Origin of the sequence: Chryseobacterium sp. Mn2064, assembly GCF_049319685.1 — a bacterium.
Taxonomy (GTDB): domain Bacteria; phylum Bacteroidota; class Bacteroidia; order Flavobacteriales; family Weeksellaceae; genus Chryseobacterium.
In genome coordinates this window covers 1504089-1521657 of record NZ_JBMOUE010000001.1, presented here as the reverse complement: position 1 = coordinate 1521657, position 17569 = coordinate 1504089, and the positions used below count along the sequence as shown (strand labels likewise).

At 36.3% G+C, this 17569-nt stretch carries 15 protein-coding genes; 7 read left to right on the top strand and 8 right to left on the bottom strand.

The features are described 5' to 3' along the window. Positions 1 to 133 precede the first annotated feature (133 nt). From ACL9RH_RS06740 to apaG, 5 genes are all read left to right on the top strand, one after another. The gene (locus ACL9RH_RS06740; protein WP_422692570.1) at positions 134 to 1402 is read left to right on the top strand and encodes a glucose-1-phosphate adenylyltransferase; all 1269 of its coding nucleotides are present in this window, start codon (positions 134 to 136) and stop codon (positions 1400 to 1402) included. 82 nt (positions 1403 to 1484) lie between these two features. After that, a complete protein-coding gene (locus ACL9RH_RS06735; protein ID WP_422692569.1) occupies positions 1485 to 2525 on the top strand; it encodes an SRPBCC domain-containing protein in 1041 nt (346 codons plus the stop codon). A gap of 125 nt (positions 2526 to 2650) precedes the next feature. Next, a complete protein-coding gene (locus tag ACL9RH_RS06730; protein WP_422692568.1) occupies positions 2651 to 5464 on the top strand; it encodes a 2-oxoglutarate dehydrogenase E1 component in 2814 nt (937 codons plus the stop codon). A 39-nt stretch (positions 5465 to 5503) separates the two neighbouring features. Then, a complete protein-coding gene (gene odhB, locus ACL9RH_RS06725) occupies positions 5504 to 6757 on the top strand; it encodes a 2-oxoglutarate dehydrogenase complex dihydrolipoyllysine-residue succinyltransferase (protein WP_422692567.1) in 1254 nt (417 codons plus the stop codon). An 80-nt stretch (positions 6758 to 6837) separates the two neighbouring features. Continuing rightward, entirely contained in the window at positions 6838 to 7227 is a 390-nt protein-coding gene (gene apaG / locus ACL9RH_RS06720; protein ID WP_422692566.1) for a Co2+/Mg2+ efflux protein ApaG, read from the top strand. 107 nt (positions 7228 to 7334) lie between these two features. On the opposite strand, the gene ACL9RH_RS06715 is transcribed toward apaG, so the two are convergent. The 3 genes from ACL9RH_RS06715 to ACL9RH_RS06705 all read right to left on the bottom strand — a co-directional run bounded on the left by ACL9RH_RS06715 (position 7335) and on the right by ACL9RH_RS06705 (position 9927). Further along, positions 7335 to 7889 carry a 3'-5' exonuclease gene (locus ACL9RH_RS06715; protein WP_422692565.1) on the bottom strand — a complete coding sequence of 185 codons (555 nt, stop codon included), beginning with the start codon at positions 7887 to 7889 and terminating at the stop codon, positions 7335 to 7337. A 169-nt stretch (positions 7890 to 8058) separates the two neighbouring features. Continuing rightward, positions 8059 to 9036, bottom strand: a complete 978-nt coding sequence (locus tag ACL9RH_RS06710) for a glycosyltransferase family 2 protein (protein WP_422692564.1) — start codon at positions 9034 to 9036, stop codon at positions 8059 to 8061. 6 nt (positions 9037 to 9042) lie between these two features. Continuing rightward, positions 9043 to 9927, bottom strand: a complete 885-nt coding sequence (locus tag ACL9RH_RS06705; RefSeq protein WP_422692563.1) for a lysophospholipid acyltransferase family protein — start codon at positions 9925 to 9927, stop codon at positions 9043 to 9045. An 80-nt stretch (positions 9928 to 10007) separates the two neighbouring features. On the opposite strand from ACL9RH_RS06705, the gene ACL9RH_RS06700 reads away from it, so the two are divergent. Continuing rightward, positions 10008 to 10571 (top strand): thioredoxin family protein, encoded by a 564-nt coding sequence (locus tag ACL9RH_RS06700; RefSeq protein ID WP_422692562.1) that lies wholly within the window; start codon positions 10008 to 10010, stop codon positions 10569 to 10571. A gap of 47 nt (positions 10572 to 10618) precedes the next feature. On the opposite strand, the gene ACL9RH_RS06695 is transcribed toward ACL9RH_RS06700, so the two are convergent. The 5 genes from ACL9RH_RS06695 to ACL9RH_RS06675 all read right to left on the bottom strand — a co-directional run bounded on the left by ACL9RH_RS06695 (position 10619) and on the right by ACL9RH_RS06675 (position 16558). Next, a complete protein-coding gene (locus ACL9RH_RS06695; protein ID WP_422692561.1) occupies positions 10619 to 10810 on the bottom strand; it encodes a bacteriocin-like protein in 192 nt (63 codons plus the stop codon). Between the two features lie 70 nt (positions 10811 to 10880). Further along, positions 10881 to 12242 (bottom strand): aldehyde dehydrogenase, encoded by a 1362-nt coding sequence (locus tag ACL9RH_RS06690; protein ID WP_422692560.1) that lies wholly within the window; start codon positions 12240 to 12242, stop codon positions 10881 to 10883. 98 nt (positions 12243 to 12340) lie between these two features. Then, positions 12341 to 13903, bottom strand: a complete 1563-nt coding sequence (locus tag ACL9RH_RS06685) for a hypothetical protein (protein WP_422692559.1) — start codon at positions 13901 to 13903, stop codon at positions 12341 to 12343. Positions 13904 to 14171: 268 nt separating this feature from the next. Then, positions 14172 to 15218, bottom strand: coding sequence for an HlyD family secretion protein (locus ACL9RH_RS06680; protein WP_422692558.1), 1047 nt, complete (start codon positions 15216 to 15218; stop codon positions 14172 to 14174). A 5-nt stretch (positions 15219 to 15223) separates the two neighbouring features. After that, positions 15224 to 16558, bottom strand: a complete 1335-nt coding sequence (locus ACL9RH_RS06675; protein WP_422692557.1) for a TolC family protein — start codon at positions 16556 to 16558, stop codon at positions 15224 to 15226. 136 nt (positions 16559 to 16694) lie between these two features. On the opposite strand from ACL9RH_RS06675, the gene ACL9RH_RS06670 reads away from it, so the two are divergent. Continuing rightward, complete coding sequence (locus ACL9RH_RS06670) at positions 16695 to 17498, top strand: helix-turn-helix domain-containing protein (protein WP_422692556.1); 804 nt, start codon at positions 16695 to 16697, stop codon at positions 17496 to 17498. The last annotated feature ends 71 nt before the right edge of the window (positions 17499 to 17569 follow it).

Below are 17569 nucleotides of genomic sequence, written 5' to 3'. Positions count from 1 at the left end.
TGAAGAATATTACGTCTTTAATATCAATGACAAGGCTTGTTTCTTGTACAATGAAAAAAACTACGGTATATTCCACACACAGACACCAAAATAAAACAATACATTTAATAAAATAAAAAAACGCAATATATCTATGAACAGAAACGTAATCTCAATTGTATTGGGAGGAGGAAGAGGAACAAGATTATTCCCTTTAACGTATACAAGATCAAAACCTGCCGTACCTATTGCAGGAAAATACAGATTGGTAGACATTCCTATCTCAAATTGTCTGAATTCAGGGCTGAATAAAATTTTGGTTTTAACACAGTTCAATTCAGCTTCTTTAAATTCGCATATCAAGAATTCTTACCATTTTGATATCTTCAGTAAAGGTTTTGTTGATATTTTGGCCGCGGAGCAGAATGTAGAAAACGATAGCTGGTACCAGGGGACCGCAGATGCTGTACGCCAGTCTATGAAACATCTTGAAAAGTACGATTATGATTATATCTTAATTCTTTCAGGTGATCAGCTTTATCAGATGGATTTTGGAGAAATGTTAGACTTTCACATCGAGAATGGAGGAGATCTTACCATTGCCACTATCCCAGTTAATGCTAAAGACGCAACCGGATTTGGGATCTTAAAATCTGATGATGAAGGAAATATAACTTCTTTCTACGAAAAACCAGATTATAATATGCTGGAAGGCCTTAAATCTGAAGTTTCTGATGAGAATAAACATAAGGAAAAAGAATACCTGGCTTCAATGGGAATCTATATCTTCACAAAAAATATTCTTAAAAAGATGTTTGAAGAAGGAGCTGGTGACGATTTCGGGAAAGATATCATCCCAAGCTCTATTGGAAAATACAAAACATTGAGCTATCAGTATGAAGGATATTGGACAGATATTGGTACCATAGAATCTTTCTACGAAGCCAATCTGGATCTGTGCCTGGATCTTCCGCAATTCAATCTTTTCTCTTCTTCTCCAATTTATACAAGAGCAAGAATGCTTCCACCCTCAAAAATTAATGGTTCTTACGTTAGTAAAGCCGTATTTGGTGACGGATGTATCATTATGGCCGATAAAATAGAAAATTCGGTGATCGGAAACAGAACCAGAATAGATAAAGGAAGTACCATTGTTAACTCGTATGTTATGGGAGCTGACTTCTATCAAAATACGACAGAAATAGTAATCAATGACAGAGGAGGTCGTCCTAATATGGGAATCGGGAAATACTGTTACATAGAAAAAGCAATTCTTGATAAAAACTGTTACATCGGAGATAATGTAAAAATCATCGGCGGAAAACATATCCCGGATGGAGATTACGGAACCTATTCTGTACAGGATGGAATTGTAGTGGTGAAAAAAGGAGCTGTTATAGCCCCTGGAACACATATAGGATAGAAACTTGGTTAATTATTGTTAAACATAAAACTAGAGTGATCAGCATATTGTTCACTCTTTTTATTTGTATTATTTTTGTGCGATGCGTATTTTTAAGATATTAACGGTAATTATAATCCTGCTGGGGGGAGCTTATGCTGCTTCCATGTATTATTTTGTAGATGAAAGTAAAAACTTTACCATTGAAAAAGAGATTGATTATCCCGTGGATAAAGTGTTTGCTCAGTTCAATAATCTTCAGAATTTTACAAGATGGAATAATTTCTTTACCAGTTCGCCGTCTATCGACATAGACTACTATACGCCTTATGAAGGACAGGGAAGTTCCATCAGTTATGTAGACCCTAAAAATGATACCGATGGAGAAATGTTTATCAGATACGAAAACCTGAATAAAACCTTAAAATATCAACTTTTCGAGGATGAAAATGAAAATCCAACCTTGGTTGATGTGAAGTTTAAACCTGTTTCTGCAGAAAAAACAAAAATTATCTGGTACGTACATACCCCAAAACTTGCCGTTTGGAAGAGAGTGGAAAATTTCTGGACCGAAGACCGCTTTGCTGAAAACATCAACAAAAGTATGGTTAATCTTAAAAATTCCCTTGGTAATAAAGTTGAAAAAGACAATCAGATGGCTGCTATTAAGTACGACAGTCTGATGGTGGAAAATGAAGAAGACAAACTTCTCCTGGGAATCAATGTAAGTACTTCCAATAAAAAAGATGCCCTTTACAAAAACATTGTTATGAATTATAACAAAGTGTACAACTTTGTGACGATGGATCTTGGGAAAAGAGACGATGAATTCGGGTATCCAATCCTAATGACAGACGCTGATAATTATAAAGACAAAGAGGTCTCTTACTTCCTCGGAATTCCACTTTCCAAGAAAATTGGAGTATCGGATAATAATTTCAGTTTTAGGTCCGTAAATCCCTCCCAAAATTACGTGATGTACTACAAAGGGAGCTATGAGGGACGAATTCGGGCAATTCAGCAACTGATTCAGAAAGCCAAAAAAGACGAGATGCGCTTCGGAGATATCCGCCAGACCTTTATAGAGCGTCCAATGGAAGGACAGGACGTGAATGTTAAGCTCTCATTATCAGTGTATAAGTAATTTTTTTTTAATTATTTTTTTCTTAAGTTTTTTTAACGGTTTCAGACTGTTCTAACTCGGTTTTTTTTATTAAATTTGAAGATTAATTCTACAAATAAATTTTAATAAATAGATAAACTGTAATAATGGACAGATTTTCATTCCTAAACGCAGCTCATTCTCAGTTAATTGAGGATTTATACCAACAGTACTTAAAATTCCCAGACTCTCTAGAACCATCATGGAAAGCTTTCTTTCAAGGCTTTGATTTTGCTTTGGAGAACTATGGAGATGACGATAACATTCAATTTATTCAGGCTCCGGCCAACGCTGCTCCAGCAGTACAGCAGATCTCTCAGGCAGTAACTAACGGGGAGGTTCCTGAGCACATCAAGAAAGAATTCAAGGTAGTAAACCTTATCGAGGCTTACAGAACAAGAGGGCACCTGTTTACAAAAACAAACCCAATCAGAGAAAGAAGACACTATACACCTACTTTAGATATCGAAAACTTCGGTCTATCTAAAGAAGATTTAAATACAAAATTCAACTGTGCTGTAGAAACAGGAATGAAAGAACCTGCTACATTAGCAGATTTAATCACACACCTGGAAAATATCTACTGTGATTCTATCGGGGTAGAATACATGCACATCAACAACGTTGAAGAAAAAGATTTCATCAAAAGATGGCTTCAGGTTAACGAAAACCACCCAAGCCTTTCTGCCAATGAAAAAACAGAAATCTTATTAAAATTAAACCAGGCAGTTGCTTTTGAAAACTACCTTCACACAAAATTTGTAGGACAGAAAAGATTCTCATTAGAAGGAGGGGAAACATTAATTCCGGCTTTAGATCAGTTGATCTCAAGATCTTCTCAGTTAGGAGTAGATGAAGTTGTATTAGGAATGGCTCACAGAGGAAGATTGAACGTTCTTACCAATATTTTCGGGAAATCTTACAAGCAGATCTTTTCAGAATTTGAAGGTAAAGAATTCGAAGAAGATGTATTCTCTGGTGATGTTAAATATCACTTAGGATCGTCTAAAAAGATCAAAACAGCTTCAGGAGAAGAAGTTTGTATCAACCTTACTCCAAACCCGTCTCACCTTGAAACAGTAGCTGCCCTTGTAGAAGGTATCTGCCGTGCAAAAGTAGATGACAAATACAAAGATTACTCTAAAGTATTGCCAATCATCATTCACGGTGATGGAGCTATTGCTGGACAGGGTATTGCTTACGAAGTTGCTCAAATGATGACGCTGGAAGGATACAGAACTGGAGGTACCGTTCATATCGTTGTAAACAACCAGGTTTCATTTACAACCAACTATATGGATGCAAGGTCTTCAACATACTGTACAGACATCGCAAAAGTTACAGAATCTCCTGTAATGCACGTAAACGCAGATGATGCTGAAGCAGTAGTTCATGCAATCCACTTTGCTGCTGATTTCAGAGCGAAATTCGGAAAAGATGTTTATATCGACCTTTTAGGATATAGAAAATATGGTCACAACGAAGGTGATGAGCCAAGATTCACTCAACCAAACCTTTACAAAGCGATTTCTAAGCACCAAAACCCAAGAGAAATTTATAAAGATAAATTACTTAAGGACAGCGTTACTTCCAATGATGTAATTGCAAAAATGGAAACAGAATTCAAAGCTCTTCTTGATAAAGACTTTGATGCTTCTAAAGAAATTGAGAAAAACGTGATGGATCTGTTTATGTCTGAGGACTGGACCAACTATCCAATCGGAAAAAGAGGAGCTGTTCAGTTACCTGTTGATACAAAATATGATGCGGCTCAATTGAAAGAGCTAGCCCTTAAAATGTCAACACTTCCTGCAGATAAAAAATTCATCAACAAGATTACAAGACTTTTCGAAAACCGTATCAAAGCTATTGAAGGAAATTCATTAGACTGGGCGTTAGGAGAGTGGTTGGCTTATGCTACATTGCTTGTAGAAGGTCACAACGTAAGAATCTCTGGGGAAGATGTAGAAAGAGGAACTTTCTCTCACAGACATGCTGTGGTAAAAACAGAAGATACAGAAGAAGAATATATTCCATTAAGACACGTATCAGAAAGCAGATTTGATGTATTCAACTCTCACCTTTCAGAATATGGTGTTCTAGGTTTCGACTATGGATATGCAATGTCTTCTCCAAATACATTAACAATCTGGGAAGCTCAGTTTGGAGATTTCGTAAACGGAGCTCAGATCATTGTAGACCAGTATTTAGCGGCTGCGGAAGAAAAATGGAAAATCCAGAACGGATTGGTAATGTTGTTGCCTCACGGTTCAGAAGGTCAAGGAGCAGAACACTCTTCAGCAAGACTGGAAAGATTCCTTACTCTTTGTGCAAATGAAAATATGGTGGTAGCGAACATTACTTCACCAGCCAACTATTTCCATTTACTAAGAAGACAGCTGAAATGGGCATTCAGAAAACCATTGATCGTAATGAGCCCTAAATCTTTATTGAGACACCCTAAAGTGGTTTCTCCGTTTGAAGATTTTGCAACAGGTTCATTCCAGCCAATCTTAGACGATCCAACTGCAGATCCTAAAAAAGTTGAAAAATTAGTTCTTTGTTCAGGTAAACTGTACTTCGAATTATTAGCGAAAAAAGAAGAATTAAACTGTGAAAACATTGCTTTGGTAAGATTCGAGCAGTTATATCCGCTTCAGGCAGATGCTATTGAAGCGATCTTCAACAAATACGAGAACAAAAAACAATTGGTTTGGGCTCAGGAAGAACCTGAAAACATGGGAGCTTGGTCTTATATCCTAAGAAACTTCAGAGATACAGGAATTCAGGTTGTTGCTCCGGTACCAAGCGGTGCTCCAGCTCCAGGTAGCCACAAAATGTTCGAAAAAAATCAGAACGCAGTAATCAACAGAGTTTTCGACAGAGATGATGCTCCGGTAAAAAGACCTGTTACAGCTTAATTTAAATAATAATCAGTTAAAAAATAAAAAATACTCGATATGTCAGTTTTAGAAATGAAAGTTCCTTCACCGGGCGAATCAATCACAGAAGTTGAAATCGCAACTTGGCTTGTAAAAGATGGTGATTATGTAGAAAAAGATCAACCTATCGCTGAAGTAGATTCAGATAAAGCAACGCTTGAATTGCCAGCAGAACAAAGTGGTATTATCACTTTAAAAGCAGAAGAAGGTGATGTGGTACAAGTAGGTCAGGTAGTTTGTTTAATTGATATGGATGCTGCAAAACCAGAAGGTGCTGCACCTGCTGCTGAGGCTCCAAAACAAGAAGAAGCTCCAAAAGCTGCTGAGCCAGTAAAACAGGAAGCTCCAAAACCAGCTGCTCCGGTTGCTGCTCCACAAACTTACGCTACAGGAGCTCCATCTCCAGCTGCTAAGAAAATTCTTGACGAGAAAGGGATGGATGCAGGACAGGTTTCTGGTACAGGAAGAGACGGTAGAATCACTAAAACTGATGCTGAATTAGCTGCCGTTCCTGCTCTAGGTGGAAGCCCTCTTACTGCAACAGGTTCAAGATCTACAACAACAACTAAACTTTCAGTTTTAAGAAGAAAAATCGCTCAAAGATTGGTTTCTGTAAAGAACGAAACTGCGATGTTAACGACTTTCAACGAAGTGGATATGTCTGAAATTTTCAGATTAAGAAAACAATATAAAGAAGAATTCGCTCAGAAGCACGGAGTAGGACTTGGTTTCATGTCTTTCTTTACAAAAGCGGTTACAAGAGCATTAGCAATGTATCCGGACGTAAATGCTTCTATTGATGGAGACTTCAAAGTAAACTACGATTTCTGCGATATTTCAATCGCTGTTTCGGGTCCTAAAGGATTAATGGTTCCTGTATTGAGAAATGCAGAAAACATGTCTTTCAGCGCTGTTGAAGCAAACATCAAAGATCTTGCTACAAAAGTAAGAGACGGTAAAATTACTGTTGATGAAATGACTGGTGGTACTTTCACTATTACTAACGGTGGTACTTTCGGATCTATGCTATCTACACCAATCATCAACCCTCCACAATCTGCAATCCTTGGAATGCACAATATCATCCAGAGACCAGTTGCGGTTGACGGACAGGTAGTAATCAGACCAATGATGTATGTTGCAATGTCTTATGACCACAGAATTATCGACGGAAAAGAGTCTGTAGGATTCCTTGTAGCGGTAAAAGAAGGTATCGACAACCCTGTTGAAATACTAATGGGTGGTGACGAAAGAAAAGGCCTAGGATTATAGTTTTAATGAAATTATAATATAATTATATAATCTCGCCTCAAAAAAGGCGAGATTTTTGTATCTATTAAGAAAATACTACAATGATGTTTTCAAAAATGACTTCCAATATCAAAGTTTCAGTTATACCTGAATATGATAGTAAAAACAGTTATCCTTCCGAAAACCGTTATGTTTTTAAATACAATATTACTATAGAAAATGACGGAAGCTTTCCTATAAAAGTATTGAAAAGAAAATGGTTAATCTTCGATGTCGGATTTGGATACACAGAGATTATAGGTGATGGCGTAATCGGCCTTACTCCGGAAATAGGAACCCATGAAAATTTCGCTTACTTTTCAAATGTAATGCTTCGCTCTGGCGTTGGCAATATGAGCGGAAAATACCTGGTTAAAAACATGGAAACACAGGAAACTTTTGAAATAGACATTCCGAAGTTCAACCTGCTGTCTGAAGTGTTGAGTAATTAATATTCCTATAAAGTAAAATATATAGGATGTTAATTACTAATTTTAGAAAATATTGAGAATAAAATATAGATACAGAATAAAGAACCCGGGTTCAATATTCTGTGCTATTAAAGTTTCTTGATTTTCGCTTTCATATACTCTTGCACTTCATCATTACTGGTGAGGAAGAGTTTCTCAAATGCCAGCAAAGATATCTTGGCACATACTTCTGCATCGGCTCCGGCTCTGTGATGATTGAACTCAATCTGATGGTATTCTGCAAGTGGCTTCAAACCATATTTTGGAAGATAATTCCAGGATTTTTTAGCAAGCTGAATGCTGCACAGGTAGTTTAAATTGGGGGTAAACATTCCATAATGTTGCAGACATCCTCGCAATACGGAAGCATCAAAACCGGCATTGTGAGCAATCATAAGGCTTCCATACATCATTTCTTGAGCTTCGTACCATATTTCATCAAAAGTAGGCGCTTCTTTCACATCTTCGGGGTGGATACCATGTACGGCTATATTGAACTTATTGAAATATGGAAAACTCGGAGGTTTAATAAGCCAAGTTTTTGTTTCTACAATTTTAGAATCCTGTACCACACAGATACCCATCTCACACGCAGAATTTTTCTCGTGTGTGGCCGTTTCAAAATCTATTGCACAGAAATCCATTGTTTTAAATTATAAATTGTTGGGTTGATTACTGTTGGTTACTAATTCTCTGATTTAGAGTTGAAGGTGAGTTGAAGTTATAAAGTTTTACTCTAATGAATCCTAGTTCATGATAAGTAAAGAAAGTTGTAATTTTTCTTAATCCTTATTACCTGTAACCTACAATCTGTTATTTTCCTCCCAAAAAATGTTTAAAAATCAACCATTTTGATTGATAAAATTGACTTTTTTGTTGGCTCTGACGGCGTTTCCATGTTCCCGGAAGTTGTCCATAGAAACCGAAATGAGCTCTTAATACAGCCCAAAGGTGTGGAAAACCGTTCTTTAATCCGAAATAAATTCCTGCAACTCCATCCAGGCAAAGTCTGAAAAAGATCAGCCGTATCAGTTGAGGAAACGGAAGGTTTTTAAGCATCATCGAAAGGTTATTTCTGATGTTTAAAAATGTTTTTTGCGCGCTTTGCTTATTAAGTGTTCCGCCACCAACATGGTATACGGCAGATTTTCCGGTATAGAATACTTTTTTCCCAGAATTGATCAGCCTCCAGCATAAATCAATTTCTTCCTGATGAGCAAAAAAGCGTTCATCAAAGCCTTTTTGCTCCCAAAAATCTTCAGAACGGATAAAAAAACAGCAACCTGATGCCCAGAATATTTCTGTCTCATCATTATACTGTCCTTTGTCTTCTTCCAGATCATCAAAAACTCTTCCGCGGCAGTAAGGATATCCAAGATTATCAATCAAACCACCGGCAGCTCCAGCAAATTCAAAATAGTTCTTACGGTCATAAGACAAAATTTTGGGTTGTACAGCAACAATACTTTTATCTTTTTCGAAGAGTTCCAAGACGGGATCTATCCAGTTTTCAGTCACTTCTACATCAGAATTCAGAAGGCAGTAATATTCATTGTTTATACCTTTTAACCCTTCATTATAACCTCCTGCAAATCCATGGTTTTTATCATTTTTAATGATTTTTACCATAGGGAAATTATTGTTTATAAATGCTACAGAATCATCTGTAGAAAGATTGTCTATAACATAAATATCTGCATTCTGAGAAAACTGAACTACACTTGGAAGAAATTTTTCAAGCCAGTTTTTCCCATTCCAGTTTAAGATGGCAACAGCCAGTTTTTTCTGCATGTAAAGCTATTTTTTTTCAGAATCAAAATTTTTGATAGAGTTTTGGTACTTCCATTTTCTGTGAGACCAAAGGTAGTTGTCCGGATGCTTGTGTAGAGTATTTTCCAGAAGCTTGTGAAACTTTCTTACCACTTCATTTTCTACAAACTTTTCCCCGTCAGGATATATTCTGTGATAATTGACCTGATAATATCCTCTTTTCACCTTTTTCATTTCGCAATAGATGAAAACAAGGTCCATTCTTGTTGCCAGCTTATCATATCCTATAAAAGCAGGAGTTCTTTGATTTAAAAACTCTAATCCATAGGTGACGTGGGCAAAGTGAGGCGTTTGATCGGCCACAAACATATAGGCAGAATCGCCATTATTTTTAGATCTGAAAATATTGAGAATAACTTCATTCGCTTCCAGAGCTTCATTTCCGAATTTATTTCGGACTTTCTTCATCTGGTTTTCCCAGAAATCATTATTTACCTTTCTATATACAGGATGGCAGTGTGCCTGAGGAATAATTCTAGCCAGGGCATTGATCCATTCCCAATTGAAAACGTGTCCTGCAAGTAAGATAATGTTTTTACCTTCTGCTTTGGCTTCGTGAAACAAATGCTGATTGATGTGCTGCATTCTGACTCTGGATTCATTCTCAGAAATGCTGAAAGATTTGATGGTTTCTAACAGGTAGTCCGAAAAATTGAGATAGAATTTTTTTCTGATCTCTTTTATTTCTTCTTCCGACTTGTTTGGAAATGAGTTTTTTAGGTTTTGGGTGATGACCTCTTTTCTGTATCCTACAATATAGTAGTTCAGAAAGAAGATAACATCCGAAAAAATATACAATATTTTAAGCGGAAGTTTAGAGATCAGATATAATATTTTGATTAGGAAATTCATAAAACACGCAAATTTAGTGATAATAAAATTATGGTTCTATTTTTGCAGAGGGATATATATTATTTTTTTACTTTTATGTTATGAAAAAATTGACAATATTAGCTTTACTGGGACTGGGTACATTTGCTTTTTCTCAGAATATGAAGAACGAACCTGACAATGGTAAGAAGAAAACGGCTTTAATAGTATCTACTAATCAGGCAGAACTTGACGCAAAGAAAAAGTCTGCGGAGGAAAAAGCTAAGCTTCCTAAACCTTATAACCCAAAGGCCGATGCTCAGGCAGATATCAATAAATTGATTGCGCAGGCTAAGAAGGAAGGGAAGAATATCATTATTCAGTCTGGTGGAAATTGGTGCATATGGTGTCTTCGTTTTAATAATTTCGTACAATCTACTCCAGAACTGAAGGAAATTGTAGACAAAAATTATTTATATTACCACCTGAATTATTCGCCTGAAAATAAAAACGAGAAAGTTTTTGCACAATATATCAATGTTAAAGAACAGCAATCTTATCCATTCTTTATTGTTTTAGATAAAGATGGTAAAAAGATTCATGTTCAGCAGAGTGAAGTTTTGGAAGAAGGAAAAGGATATAGTAAAGAAAAAGTAAAAGAATTTTTACAAAAAGGAAAAATATGATAAAAAATAAAACCTTTCTAGATAAAGAAAGGTTTTATTTTACAATATTATGCACAGTTTTCAACACGTATAGCTCCTTTTGCGTTAGCATCATAACACGCAACTCCACCAGAATATTGAATGCATGAGGAACAAGAGTTTATAAAAACTATACCCCCATCAGAACAAGAAGATGCACAAGATTTTCCTCCAGAAATTGATTTTAAATTTTCACGAGATAATTTTTTTAAATTTTTCATATTGTAATTTTTTGTATTAATAATTATAATACTACAAAATAAATTTTAAAATTCTCCATTTCGGGATTAATTACATCAACTTCTTGATCCAGCTTAATTTTTTTTCAGAATAAGGAGGATATTTGATGCTAGGCTCGCCCCACGTTGCTTTTTCAAGAATAGGTTTCAGGTGCGAAAAAGCTTCAAATCCATATTGACCATGGTAGCTTCCCATTCCGGAATGACCAACTCCACCAAATGGAAGGTTTTCATTTCCTAAATGCATGATGGTATCATTGATGCATCCGCCACCAAAAGAAAGTTTGCGGGTGAAAACCTCTTTTTCTTCGGAATTGTTGGTGAAAAGATAGGCTGCAAGTGGTTTTTCGTGTTCCAGAACTGTATTTATGGCAAGATTATAATTGTTAAAGCTGATGACAGGGAGAATAGGGCCAAAAATTTCTTCCTGCATAATAGAATCCTGCCAATCCACATGGTGAAGAATGGTGGGTTCTATGTATAGTTTTTCTTCATTTATATTTCCTCCAAAATAAATTTTCTCTTTCTCAATAAGCTGTTCCAGCCGTTGAAAGTTTTTTTTGTTGATGATTCTTGTGTATTGTTCCGAACCCTCATAATATTTGAATTCCTGGATATATTTTCTAAGCATTTCCAAAAACTGTTCCTGGATGGTTTCTTCTATTAAAAGATAATCTGGTGCCACACAGGTTTGGCCAGCGTTGAGGAATTTCCCCCATACAATTCTCCTGGCTGCAACTTCGAGATTGGCATCTTTGGTAACGATAGCGGGAGATTTTCCACCAAGTTCAAGAACTACAGGAGTGAGGTGTTCTGCCGCTGCTTTATAGACAATCTTTCCGACTTTTGTACTTCCTGTAAAGAATATTTTATCAAATCTTAGTTTCAATATTTCTGTAGTTTCATCAATGCCTCCTTCGTATACATATATATAATCGGATGGAAAGTTATTGTTGATTAGTTCCGACATGGCTTTCATTGTATTTCCCGCAATTTCACTGGGTTTCAGAATGCAGCAGTTTCCGGCAGCGATAGCCGCAATAAGAGGAGACAGGGAGAGTTGATAAGGGTAGTTCCATGCTCCTATGACCAGAGTGCAACCCAAAGGTTCTGGATAAATTCTGCTTTTCCCGGGCAGATTAACAAGATTGGTGCTGACTTTTCTAGGTTTTGAAAGTGATTTTAAGTTTTTTATATAATAATCAATATCATGAAGAACAAAAGAGAGTTCTGTGGTAAGCGTATCAAACTTTGATTTTCCAAAATCTTTATGAATAGCTTCATAGAGTGTATTCTCATGATCAATGATCAGATTTCTCAGTTTTTCAAGATACATTTTACGGAAAGCAATACTTTTAGTTTGCTGGGTTTTGAAGAAGTCTCTCTGGCTTTGTACAATTCTTTCAATTTCCATAGATGAGATTTTGTATTAAACATTGATGTTACGAAATTTATTAACAATAACTATGCAATTAATGGAATTGTTTGAGTATTTTACCGAGAAAATAACTGTTACATAATATTTCTCACCGCTATTTTTACCGGATGATAAAGCAATAGAAGAAGAGCTGTAATAAACGCCAGCCAAAAAAGACCTGTGAAGATTTCCATGTTGGAAAGTAGAGTAGACTGTGCTGCTATTTTAGCCTTAAATGCTCCTGCTGTTATTGATAATGATTCATTTACAGGAAGTTTTGAAATGTTAGCGCCGAAAATCTGGTTCCACTGATTGTAAAAAACGGGATTGGTATCCGTAAGATTGAAACTCAGAGTATCGGAATGTTTTAATGTTAAAAATAACATCAGATTCTGCATCAGAGCATATCCGATGGCTGTAGTCCAGAAACGGGTTGTTGTTCCTAATGTGGTGGCATTGGCTACGTATTCTTCGGGCATTCCGGAAATCAGAAAGAAAACTAATGGTGTAAATAATAATCCCTGCGCTACTCCCTGCAAAAACAAAGGAGGACAAATCGTAGAAAGGGTAGTGTCGGGATAGAAGGTATAGGTGAACCAAGCGCAATCTACAGCCAGCAAAAGAAATCCTGCAAAAAATACAATTCTTGAAGAAACTCCTTTTACAAGGCATATTCCAGATAGAAAAACGCCCAGTAATGTTCCTGCAACATTCCAGTACTGGATGTTCACAATATAATCCCATGGCCATTTCCATACAGTGGCCATGATACTGTAAACGTTGTTCAATCCTGACCGGATCAGGTAGAAAATAAAGAATAAGATCATTCCTGCGATCACATTTTTAGAGCTGAAAACTTCAAAGTGAAAAAGGGGTCTTTTGGAATTTCTCTGTTTCAGCATAAATAATCCTCCGGAAAGAAGGAAAACAAAGAGACAGATGATAATGGTATCGGACTCAAACCACATCAGACGCTTACCGTAAATAATAGCATAACCGCCCGCCTGAAGACATACCCAAAGTAAGAACCAACTGGTAATATCTAGCTGATACAAAGGTTTTTTAGGGAAAAATCTGTTTCTGTTGAAAATGGTAATCCCAATAATTAATATAAAAACATGAAAATACACCATCATTAGAACCATATGCTGAAAATTGTAATTTTCGATGCTGGATTTTAATAATGATGTGGTTACTGTACCACCTGTCAGCATAATGGAATACATGAGAAGATAAGATAGGACCTTGGCGTGCTTTGTTTTAAGTTCTGCTATGATCAATGGAAGGAAGATAGCTCCCTCCAACAGTCCAAAAATACCTTCTAAAAACCGGATCACCAAAATGACATGATAATCGTTGGTGACGGCCAGCACATAGAGAATAATCACAGAAACGGAAGCCATCAGCAGTACATAATATTTCACACTGAAATACGCCATAAACCGCTGTAAAACCAAAAGGGTAACCACAAATGTCCCATACATCAAAATCATTAAGTATTGGATGTCATCTGAATCTACATCCATAAAAGAAGATGTGAAGGCGCTGTTTGAATGCAAAAGCGACAACAACATCAAATGGGGAAACAGAGCAAGCGTAAGAAGCGGCAGTTTCAGCCATTGTGGTACCCATTTATGATAAACTGTATTGTGTTGCATAGTGTTTTGTCAACATTAAGCCAAGAAAGCTAATAATCATTTTCTTGTTGAAATTCAATATAAAAAATGCGAAAAGACAAAAGAGCAAAGGGGTAAATGTAAAAGGTAAATGACAAATATGCTTAAGAAAAAATTGAGCAGATTTGCGGTTTTGCGGTTTTGCCTTTTCGCTAAAAAAATAATTTAATCGTAAAATCTGAAATATGCTTATTGGAGGTAATTTTGTACTCTAAAACTCTAAAACCAAAATTCCCTCCCATTTTCAAACTCATATCTTCTTTGCACTCACCAGAACATTCATCCCGGAAAGCAGCTTTTCGTTGTCTTTATTGTTATCCAGAATAATTTTCACGGGAAATCTCTGTTCAATTTTCACGAAATTTCCTGTGGCGTTGTCTGGTTTTACCAATGAAAACTGAGATCCTGAAGCGGGAGAAACAGAAAGTATTTTTCCTTTAAATTCAGTTCCCGGATAAGCGTCCGCTGTAATGGTTACTTCCTGCTTCTGATCAATCTGTCCCAGTTGCGTTTCTTTATAATTGGCAATGATCCATTTTTCTTTGCTTACGATTTGTACCAAAGCCTGACCTTCTTTAATCAACTGACCTTCCTGAATCGTTTTTTTGCCTACCCAGCCATCATAAGGTGCCGTAATAATCGTATATGAAAGGAAGAGTTTAGCATTATTCAAATTGGCAGAACTTTGCTGGATCTGGCTTTTTACGGGAGCAACCTTCGTATGCTGTTCACTGGCTCCTGCCTTTACAGCATTTTTTTGCTGTTCCAATGCCATAAGATTGGCTTTAGACTGTTCATAAGAGGCTTTTATATTTTCAAATTCCTGTTCTGTAGCAGCATCTTCTGAAAGAAGGTTTTTATATCTTTTAAAATCCTGTTCTGTTCTCCAGATATCAATTCTTGCAGAGGCTATTTTTGCATCGATAATTTTCGTATCACTCTGTTTGGTATTCACACCACTTTCAATGGTTGCAATAGTGGCTGTATTGGCATTAAGATTGGCTTCGGCCATGTGTACCTGATTGACATATTCTCTGTTGTCTATAACAATCAGCGTATCCCCTTTATGTACAAACTGGTTCTCATTAAATCGTATGGTTTTAATGAACCCTGAGACTTTGCTGGATACCGGAGTGATATACTGTTCGATCTGCGCGTCATTAGTAGTGACATTACTTCTTGAAAAAAGATAAAAGCTTACCATTCCTGTGATTCCGCTGATGATCAGAATCCAAGCCAGTAAAGTAATCGTTTTGTTGATTCTTTTCTCTTTTTGTGTCAGTTGTTTCTGTGCCATAGTTTTTATAAGTTTCCAATCGTATATTGGAGTTGATAGTATTTGAGTTGTCGGTTAATTTTTACTGAAATAAGGTTAGATTCGGCTTCCAGGTAAGTATTGTCGGCATCTATCAGTTCCGTGATAAGACTTAGTTTATTCGCGTATTTTGTTCTTACAATACGGTAGTTTTCTTTAGCCTGATTAATCGCTTCTTCTGCAATTTTTACCTTTTGATCGGTTTCTTCAAACTTTTTATAAGCTTCATACACATTATGTCTGATCTTTTCCTCGTTTTCTTCAATCTGAAGTTTGGCAAGATCAATATTTTCCTTTGCTTCCTGCATTCTGTATTTGTTTTTGTACAGATTTTCTATTGGATAAGTAAGATTTACACCCATCATTCCTAATCGATAAGCATAAGGCTCCGGAGGGAAGAACATCATATTCGGATACTTTAAAAAATATTCTCCACCTGCTGTGATTCTAGGTAAATAATTAGCTTTTGTGATCTTTTGATCTAATTCTTTTAATGAAAGATTTTTATGAGTGATCTCTACAGATTCATTTTGGATTAAAGCTGTTTGGGTAAGCTCGTCGATATAAGGAACCGATGCTTTGTCTGAAATAAGATCTTCCGTATTCACATGCATTTCCTGGTTTTCCGGTAATGCAAGGATCGTTTTCAGCTTATGTTCTGCAATCTGAATATCGTTATCCAGTTCCGTCCAGCTCATTTGATGATTAGACAGTTGTAAAGATGTTCTCAGAACTTCATTTACCGTAACGACTCCATTCGCTTTTAGGATTTTTACCTGCTTGATGTTCACAGAGTCTTCTTTCATCTTATCATTGATCAGGCTTTGCTGCTCTTTTAAATGATGAATCTGAAGAAATGCGGTGATGATTTCCATGGTAAGCTGTCTCTCATCCAAATGGGTTCTTAAAGCTGAAATTTCAGTGTCTATAGCGGCTTTTTTCTCCGTATTTTTGATCTTTCCACCCATATATAAGGGAATTGAAGCCGATAAGGTAAAATCATACATTCCGTTGATGGCATCATATTTTGTCGCTTTATTGAATACGCCATCCTGATACTGAAAAAGATTGGTAACCTGTGTATAGCTTGTATGAAACTCGATGTCCGGTAATTTTTCCATTTTGAGATCTTTCTCTTTGGTAACAGACATTTCTTTTTTTAAATGGCTGATCTGTATGTTTTTGTTGCTTTTTAACCCAATCTCTATAGCCTGTTGTAAGCCAAGATGCTGGTAATCTATCATCTGTGAGTATAAAAAATTGCTCAATAATAAGCACAACGCAATGCACAGAGATCTGCCTGCGTTCAATATGATATTCATAAATTAATTAAAGGATTTTTGCTAAAATGATTTTGATGCAGCAAAGTTACGAAGGTAAGCATAGGATTCTATTTGTGAAAACAGAAAAAGATTTGCTCATTTACGCCAATTTGAAAAATCTTCATATCTTTAACTTATGAATAACGATCATTTCATAGAAGTTGAAGAAAAAGATACCGAGTTTTATATCTATCATGTGCTTACCGGTAATATTACAACAGAGATACATTACCACAGCTCTGCTCAGTTAGTGTATGCAGAAGGCGGTATTGTTCATATATTTACGGATCTTAAGCATTGGTATCTTCCTGCAAGATGCTTTATGTGGATTCCGGCCGGAACTCCTCATTATATCTTTTCTCCCAGTCCAAAAGTTGATTTATATAATTTTTACTGCAAAAAAGAAGAAGGCGAAAGTGGCTTTTTTGATGAAATTAATATTTATTCTGTTAACAATCTGCTTAGAGAGATGATTTTACATACAAAATACTGGGATGGGAAAATCACAAAAAATGATGGTTCAAAATATTATTTTCTCAAAGCTTTAAAAGGAATTTTACCTGAAAAAAGAGACAAGCAACTGGCGTTTCCCGTGGAGCAGCCTTTTCCCAAAGATGAAACCTTACTCAAGATTGCGAGATACATTCATGCCAACCTCGAAAAGCCACTTACCATTGAATCTACGGCAAAAGAATTCGGAATGAGTACAAGAACCCTTTCCAGAAAATTTAAAGAAATTTTGGGCATGAACTACGTCCGTTTTTTAAGATCATTAAGAATTACCCGCTCTCTCGAACTGATGCTGGAAGATAAATACAATATGTACGAAATTGCAATGATGGTAGGATACAACAGTCTGTCATCTTTCAGCAATATTTTTAAAAAGGTAATTGGAGTAGCTCCTTCGGAATATCAGCAGAAATTAAGAAGGGATAGGTAATTAGGTTGGAGGGTTAGAGGGTTAGAGGGTTTGAGATCCCTGATTTGGGTTGCGGATTTGGTGGTGACGGC

What these genes read in the sequence shown, in the direction of transcription:
- ACL9RH_RS06670 (WP_422692556.1), top strand. Translation starts at nt 16,695, where the DNA reads ATGAATAACGATCATTTCATAGAAGTTGAAGAAAAAGATACCGAGTTT.
- apaG (WP_422692566.1), top strand. Translation starts at nt 6,838, where the DNA reads ATGATGTTTTCAAAAATGACTTCCAATATCAAAGTTTCAGTTATACCT.
- ACL9RH_RS06705 (WP_422692563.1), bottom strand. Translation starts at nt 9,927, where the DNA reads ATGAATTTCCTAATCAAAATATTATATCTGATCTCTAAACTTCCGCTT.
- odhB (WP_422692567.1), top strand. Translation starts at nt 5,504, where the DNA reads ATGTCAGTTTTAGAAATGAAAGTTCCTTCACCGGGCGAATCAATCACA.
- ACL9RH_RS06700 (WP_422692562.1), top strand. Translation starts at nt 10,008, where the DNA reads ATGAAAAAATTGACAATATTAGCTTTACTGGGACTGGGTACATTTGCT.
- ACL9RH_RS06680 (WP_422692558.1), bottom strand. Translation starts at nt 15,218, where the DNA reads ATGGCACAGAAACAACTGACACAAAAAGAGAAAAGAATCAACAAAACG.
- ACL9RH_RS06695 (WP_422692561.1), bottom strand. Translation starts at nt 10,810, where the DNA reads ATGAAAAATTTAAAAAAATTATCTCGTGAAAATTTAAAATCAATTTCT.
- ACL9RH_RS06740 (WP_422692570.1), top strand. Translation starts at nt 134, where the DNA reads ATGAACAGAAACGTAATCTCAATTGTATTGGGAGGAGGAAGAGGAACA.
- ACL9RH_RS06730 (WP_422692568.1), top strand. Translation starts at nt 2,651, where the DNA reads ATGGACAGATTTTCATTCCTAAACGCAGCTCATTCTCAGTTAATTGAG.
- ACL9RH_RS06675 (WP_422692557.1), bottom strand. Translation starts at nt 16,558, where the DNA reads ATGAATATCATATTGAACGCAGGCAGATCTCTGTGCATTGCGTTGTGC.
- ACL9RH_RS06685 (WP_422692559.1), bottom strand. Translation starts at nt 13,903, where the DNA reads ATGCAACACAATACAGTTTATCATAAATGGGTACCACAATGGCTGAAA.
- ACL9RH_RS06690 (WP_422692560.1), bottom strand. Translation starts at nt 12,242, where the DNA reads ATGGAAATTGAAAGAATTGTACAAAGCCAGAGAGACTTCTTCAAAACC.
- ACL9RH_RS06715 (WP_422692565.1), bottom strand. Translation starts at nt 7,889, where the DNA reads ATGGATTTCTGTGCAATAGATTTTGAAACGGCCACACACGAGAAAAAT.
- ACL9RH_RS06710 (WP_422692564.1), bottom strand. Translation starts at nt 9,036, where the DNA reads ATGCAGAAAAAACTGGCTGTTGCCATCTTAAACTGGAATGGGAAAAAC.
- ACL9RH_RS06735 (WP_422692569.1), top strand. Translation starts at nt 1,485, where the DNA reads ATGCGTATTTTTAAGATATTAACGGTAATTATAATCCTGCTGGGGGGA.